This is a genomic window from Nonomuraea sp. NPDC049637, assembly GCF_040675235.1.
Taxonomy (GTDB): Bacteria; Actinomycetota; Actinomycetes; order Streptosporangiales; family Streptosporangiaceae; genus Nonomuraea.
Genome location: NZ_JBFAOM010000024.1, coordinates 144,383 through 150,797 on the forward strand (window position 1 = coordinate 144,383; position 6,415 = coordinate 150,797).

General features: G+C 74.2%; 3 protein-coding genes and 1 pseudogene. 1 reads left to right on the forward strand and 3 read right to left on the reverse strand.

What is annotated here, in order from left to right:
- Positions 1-2,133 carry an ATP-dependent RecD-like DNA helicase gene (locus AB0J71_RS29835; protein WP_364417097.1) on the forward strand — a complete coding sequence of 711 codons (2,133 nt, stop codon included), beginning with the start codon at positions 1-3 and terminating at the stop codon, positions 2,131-2,133.
- Between the two features lie 54 nt (positions 2,134-2,187).
- Here AB0J71_RS29835 and AB0J71_RS29840 read toward each other — a convergent pair whose 3' ends face one another.
- The 3 genes and pseudogenes from AB0J71_RS29840 to AB0J71_RS29850 all read right to left on the reverse strand — a co-directional run.
- Complete coding sequence (locus tag AB0J71_RS29840; protein ID WP_364417099.1) at positions 2,188-5,124, reverse strand: FAD-linked oxidase C-terminal domain-containing protein; 2,937 nt, start codon at positions 5,122-5,124, stop codon at positions 2,188-2,190.
- A 57-nt stretch (positions 5,125-5,181) separates the two neighbouring features.
- The gene (locus AB0J71_RS29845; RefSeq protein WP_352327908.1) at positions 5,182-5,721 is read right to left on the reverse strand and encodes a DUF892 family protein; all 540 of its coding nucleotides are present in this window, start codon (positions 5,719-5,721) and stop codon (positions 5,182-5,184) included.
- Positions 5,718-6,415, reverse strand: a pseudogene (locus tag AB0J71_RS29850) (MFS transporter); the annotation flags it as partial. The gene AB0J71_RS29845 and the pseudogene AB0J71_RS29850, both read right to left, overlap by 4 nt.

Below are 6,415 nucleotides of genomic sequence, written 5' to 3' on the forward strand. Positions count from 1 at the left end.
GTGGAGGCCTCGGTCGAGCAGCTCGTCTACGTCAGGGACGACGAATACACCGTCGCGCGCATGAGCGCCGAGGGCGTGCCCGACTTCGTGGCCACCGGCCGGGCGCTGTCGGGCGCGCAGCCCGGCGAGACGCTCCGGCTGACCGGCGACTGGAGCCACCACGCGCGCCACGGCAGGCGGTTCGCGGTGTCCGGGTGCGAGCGGGTGGTGCCCGCCACGGTCCGGGCGATCCGCGTCTACCTGGGGTCGGGGCTGATCCGCGGCATCGGGCCGCGGCTGGCGTACGCGATCGTCGACCACTTCGGCGAGGAGACGCTCAAGGTCATCGACGCCGAGCCGGGGCGGCTGACCGAGGTCGTCAACATCGGGCCGCTGCGGCAGGCGCAGATCGTCCAGGCGTGGCAGGAGCAGAAGGCCATCGCCGCGCTGATGGTGACGTTGCAGGGGCTGGGCGTCAGCCCGCTGCTCGCGGCCAAGATCCACCAGGTGTTCGGCGGCGAGGCCGAGGAGGTGCTGGCCACCGACCCCTACCGGCTGATCGGCCGGGTCAGGGGCATCGCCTTCCGCGTCGCCGACCGCATCGCGCTGCAGCGGGGGGTGCCCGAGCGCAGCCCGCAGCGGATCAAGGCGGCGCTGCTCGACCGGCTGGAGTCGGCGGCGGTCCGCGACGGCCACTGCTTCGTGCCGGTGCCCCATCTGGTGGCGCGGGCGGCCGAGCTGATCGAGCTCGACCCCGAGGCGGTCGGGCCGATGATCGACGCGCTGGTGGCCGAGCGGCGGGTGGTGGTCGAGGCCGACGACGAGCAGCCGGGGCGGGCGGTGGCCTACGCCAAACACGTGCACGCCCGCGAGCGGCAGCTCACCGAGCAGCTCACCCGGCTCCTGCGGGCCCGCTCCACGCTGCCGCTGCGTTCCTTCCGCGAGGACGAGACCCTCCACGACGACCAGCGGGCGGCCGTCAACATGGCGCTGACCTGCACCGTCTCGATCATCACCGGCGGGCCCGGCTGCGGCAAGAGCCACACGGTCAGGGCCGTGGCCGCCACGGTCAAAGCGTCGGGCGGCTCGGTCACGCTCACGGCCCCCACCGGCAAGGCCGCCAAACGCCTGTCGGAGCTGACCGGCATGCCCGCGATGACCATCCACCGCATGCTCGCCCACCAGCCCGACCCCGACCCCTCCACGCTGTTCGAGGAGGCGCCCGCGCAGGCCGACCTGATCGTGGTCGACGAGGCGTCGATGCTCGACCTCCATCTCGCCACGCGGCTCACGGCGGCCGTCCAGCCGGGCAGCCACCTGCTGCTCATCGGCGACAGCGACCAGCTGCCCAGCATCGGCGCCGGCGACGTGCTGGCCGACCTGCTGCGCGTGGAGGCCGTCCCGCGGGTGCGGCTCACCCACGTCTTCCGCCAGGCGGCCGGCAGCGGCATCGTCGAGGCCGCCCACCTCATCCGGGCCGGCCGCGTGCCGGCGACGCCGGGGCGCGGCGGGTTCTGGTTCGAGGAGCTCGACGATCCGGCGCGGGTGGCCGAGCGGGTGGCCCATCTGGCCATGGAGGCGATCCCGCGCAAGCAGGGCGTGCCGCCCGAGCAGGTGCAGGTGCTGTGCCCGATGCGCAAGGGCGAGACGGGCGCGGTCACGCTGGGCCGGCTGCTGCAGGACCGCCTCAACCCGGCGGCCGACGACAAGCCCGAGCACTGGTCGGGGGCGTCGGTGTTCCGGGTGGGCGACCGGGTCATGCCCATCCGCAACAACTACGACAAGGGCGTCTTCAACGGCGAGACCGCCACGGTCACCGCCGTGCTGCCGCAGGACCGGGTGATCGAGGTCCGCACCGACGACGGCGAGACCGTCCAGTACGGGTTCGGCGAGCTCGACGACCTCACCCACGCCTACGCGATCAGCGTGCACCGCTCGCAGGGCAGCGAGTACCCGTTCGTGGTGGCGCCGATCGTGGCCGAGGCGGGCGGGATCATGTTGCGGCGCAAGCTGCTGTACACGCTGGTGACGCGGGCCAAGGCGTGGGTCGTGCTGGTGGGGCAGCGGGAGGCGCTGGAGCTGGCCGTCCACCGGGTGGGCCGCCCGCGCAACACCGGCCTGCCCCGCCGCCTGGCCCAGAGCCTGTCGGCCTGATCCCGCCCCGGGCCGACCCGTGATCGGGCCGTGCCCGGTCGGGGCCGGGGCGGGTCAGTCCTGGCGGATGTGGGCCGTGGCGAGCAGTTCGGCCAGGTGGCGGCCCTGGCGTCCGGTGCCGGCGGCGGCGATCTGGGTGCGGCAGGAGAAGCCGTCGGCGAGCAGCTCCTCCCCCGGGCCCGCCGACCGTACGGCCGGCCAGAGCCCCTGCTCGGCGCAGGCCTGCGCCACCTCGTGGTGCCCCCGCTCGAACCCGAAGTTGCCGGCCTGCCCGCAGCAGCCGGTGTCGAGCACGCTGGTCCGGATGCCGAAGCGGTCGAGCACGGCCCGGTCGGCGTCGAAGCCCATGATCGCGCTCTGGTGGCAGTGCACCTGCGCGATCGCCTGCCCGCCGGTCGTGGCCGGCCGCCAGTCGGCGGCGCGCGTCTCCAGCAGCTCGGCCAGCGTCAGGAACCGCTCCGCCAGCAGCCGCGTCTCGGCCGTGTTGAGCAGTTCGGGCCCGTCGGAGCGGAACACGGCGGCGCAGCTCGGCTCCAGGCCGACCACCGGCACCCCGGCCTCGGCCCAGGGGGCCAGCGCCCCCACCGTCCGGGCCAGCACCCGCCGCGCCACCCCGAGCTGCCCGGTGCTGATCCAGGTCAGCCCGCAGCACAGCGTCACCGGCGGCACCACGACCTCGAACCCGGCCGCCTCCAGCACGTCCACGGCGGCCCGCCCGATGTGCGGGTCGAAGTGGTCGGTGAACGTGTCGGCCCACAACACCACCCGCCCCCGCGTGCCCGGCCCGCCGCGCGGACGCCGCCTGAACCAGTCGGTGAACCGCTGCCGGGCGAACCTCGGCAGCTCGCGCTCCGGCGTGATCCCCGCGACGGCCTTGACCAGCCGCGACAGCCCGGGCGCCGAGTTGACCGCGTTGACCAGGCCGGGCGCGGCCGAGGCGAGCGCGGCCCACACCGGCAGCCAGCCCATCGAGTAGTGGGCGCGCGGCCGGACGCGGCGCCGGTAGTGGTGGGCGAGGAACTCGGCCTTGTAGGTGGCCATGTCCACGTTCACCGGGCATTCGGAGCGGCAGCCCTTGCACGACAGGCACAGGTCGAGCGCGTCCCGCACGGCGGCCGAACGCCAGCCGTCGGTGATGACGTCGCCGCGCACCATCTCCTCCAGCAGCCGGGCGCGCCCCCGCGTGGAGTGCTCCTCCTCGCGGGTCACCCGGTAGCTGGGGCACATGACGCCGCCCTCGAAGGTGTGCTTGCGGCAGGTGCCGGTGCCGACGCAACGGGTGGCGGCGTGCCCGAAACGCCCGTGGTCGTGGGGGTACTGGAAGAACGTCTGGCGCGGCTCGTGCGGGTAGAAGCGGTGCTGGGCCAGGTTCTGGTCGAGATGGCGTGGGTGGACGACCTTGCCGGGGTTCATCCGGTCGCGCGGGTCGAAGATGGCCTTGAAGCGGCCGAACACCTCCACGACCTCCTGGTCGAACATGACGGGCAGCAGCTCGGCCAGCGTCTGGCCGTCGCCGTGCTCGCCGGACAACGAACCGCCGTAGGAGGCGACCAGCTCGGCGGCCTCCCTGGCGAAGGCGCGGTAGCGGGCGATGCCGTCGTCGGTGTGCAGGTCGAGCGGCAGCCGGCCGTGCACGCAGCCCTGGCCGAAGTGGCCGTACAGGGCGGAGTCCTGGTAGTCGTGCGCGCGCAGCAGCCGCTCGTAGTCCCGCAGGTAGGCGCCCAGCCGCTCGGGCGGCACGGCCGCGTCCGACCAGCCCTCGTACGTCTGGCGGCCGGTCGGCGGGTACGCCTCCACGCCGAGCCCCGACTCCCGCCACCGCCACAGCCGGTCCTCCCTGGCCGGGTCGCCGAGGAAGGCGTGCGTGGGCGTGGGCGCCCCGGCCCGCTCCCCCACGTCGCGCATCATCGTCTCGGCCCGCTCGCGCGCCTGCTCGGGCGTGTCCCCGCCGAACTGCACCAGCAGCCAGCCGCCGCCCTCGGGCAGGTCCTGGAGCGCCGGGTCGCCGGGGTGCTCCCGCTTGGCCAGCCGGTACATGGTCTCGTCCATGGCCTCCAGCGCGATCGGCGCGTGCCGGGCCACGGCCGGGACGGCGTCGGCGGCGGTGAAGACGTCCTCGAAGCCGAGCACGGCCAGCGCCCTGGCGGGCGGGGACGGCACGACGCGCAACTCGGCGCGCAGCACGGTCACCAGCGTGCCTTCGCTGCCGGTCAGGGCGCGGGCCAGGTCGAAGCCGTTCTCGGGCAGGAGCTGGTCGAGGTTGTAGCCGGAGATGCGGCGTTCCAGCCTGGGGTAGCGGGTGCGGACCAGTTCCATGGTCTCGTCGCGCAGCTCGCGCACCTGGCGGTAGATCTCGGCCAGGCGGCCGCCCTGGGCCTGGATGCGGTCGTACTCGGCGTCGCCGGTCGGCCCGACCCAGGCGCGCACGCCGTCGTAGGTGAGGATCTCCAGCCGGAGCACCGACTGCGACATCTTCCCGTACGCCTGCGCCGAGGCCCCGCACGAGTTGTTGCCGATCATGCCGCCGATCGTGCAGGCCCGATGGCTGGACGGCCGCGGCCCCACCATCAGCCCGTACCGGGCCAGCTCGTGGTCCACCTGGTCGAGCACGGCCCCCGCCTGGACGACGACCCGGCGGCCCGCCGCGTCCACGGACTCGACCGCGCCGCAGTGCTTGGACCAGTCGATCACCACCGCCGCGTTGCAGCACTGCCCGGCCAGGCTGGTGCCGCCGCCGCGGGAGAGCACGGGCACGTCCCCGGATCGGCACACGGCCACCGCCGCCACCCCGGCGTCCAGGTCGTACGGCACGACGACGCCGATCGGGACCTGCCGGTAGTTGGAGGCGTCACGCGCGTAGGCGGCGCGGCTGCCCAGATCGAAGCGCACCTCGCCGTCCACGGCCGCGGCCAGGCGGCGGCTCAGCGTCTCGACGTCGATCTCGCGGGACGTCGGCGTGCGCGTGACGGGCGTGTTGACCAGGCTCTTCATGCCCGGCCCTTACCCGGGCCGGCTCACGGGCCGCCCAACGGCGGGCCAAGCCCGGTTCTAGACCCCGAGCAGGTCGGTGAGGTCGTCGGCGTGCTCCTCCTCCTCTTCCAGGATCGACTCCATGAGCCGGCGGGTGGTGGGGTCGCCGTCGCCGAGCCAGCGGATGATCTCCTGGTAGGTGGAGATGACGATGCGCTCGGCCCACAGGTTGGCCTCCAGCAGCGCCTTCAGGTCGGTGTCGGCGGGCACCTGGTAGTCGGTGTGCGAGCGCTGGACGAGCTTGGCCGGGTCGAAGTCCGGCTCGCCGCCGAGCTGGCTGACGCGTTCGGCGGCGCGCAGCGCGTGGTCGAGCTCCTCCTTGGCGTGCTCGGTGAACTCCGCCGCCACCTGCGCGCGGTCGATGCCCTTGGCCGAGATGGCGTGCCTGGTGTACCTGAGCCAGCACACCACCTCGGTGGCGATCACGTCGTTGAGGACCTCGATGACCTTCTCCGGATCGCGGCCGAAGGTCTGCGTGATCGGCCCCTCGTCCATCTTCTGCCGCACCTGCTCGCGGATCCTGGTGACGTCGAGCACGAATTCGTCCGTCTGCGTCATGATGTGTCCTTCCCCCGGCGATTTCCCCTGGTCAACGGTAACTTCGCCGGACCCTGCGCCGGGGTTGCGACACGGGGGGACCGCAGGCGGGGCGCCAGGGCGAGCGTGACGGCCGCCGACGCCGCGGCCAGCACGGCCATGGCCGCGCCGGGCGAGGTGTGCTCGGCCAGGGCGCCGGCGAGCGCGGCGGCCAGCCCCTGCATGGCGACCATGCCGGAGGAGTGCAGGCCGAGCGCGTGGCCGCTCAGCTCGGGGGGCGTCAGCGCCATGAGCCGTTCCTGCAGCAGCAGGGTGGCGGCGAACCCGGCCGAGGCGAGCGCGACCAGCACCGGCGACGGGCAGGCCACGAACACCAGGTACGGCAGCGCGAGCAGCAGGTACAGCGGCGTGACCAGCCGCGCCCGCCGGTGCGACGGCAGGTACCGGCCGACCAGCACGTCACCGGCGAGCATCCCGCCGGCGGCGCAGGCGAACAGCAGCCCGGCCCGGTCCGGCGCGAGCGGCACGAACAACGACTCGCAGCCGACGATCAGGCCGTTGGGCAGCCAGAGGGCGAGGTAGACGTGCCGGCGCGGCCGATCGGACCACAGGCGGGCGTTGTCGCGCCAGGTCTCGGCGGGTGAGGGCCGTCCGGACGCGCGCGGCCGCCGCCGTCCGAGCCCCAGCCCGGCCGTCGCGGCGGCCAGGTGGTACC

Excerpts from the sequence above, each read along its gene's own strand:
- AB0J71_RS29840 (WP_364417099.1), bottom strand. The coding sequence starts at position 5,124 with ATGAAGAGCCTGGTCAACACGCCCGTCACGCGCACGCCGACGTCCCGC.
- AB0J71_RS29845 (WP_352327908.1), bottom strand. The coding sequence starts at position 5,721 with ATGACGCAGACGGACGAATTCGTGCTCGACGTCACCAGGATCCGCGAG.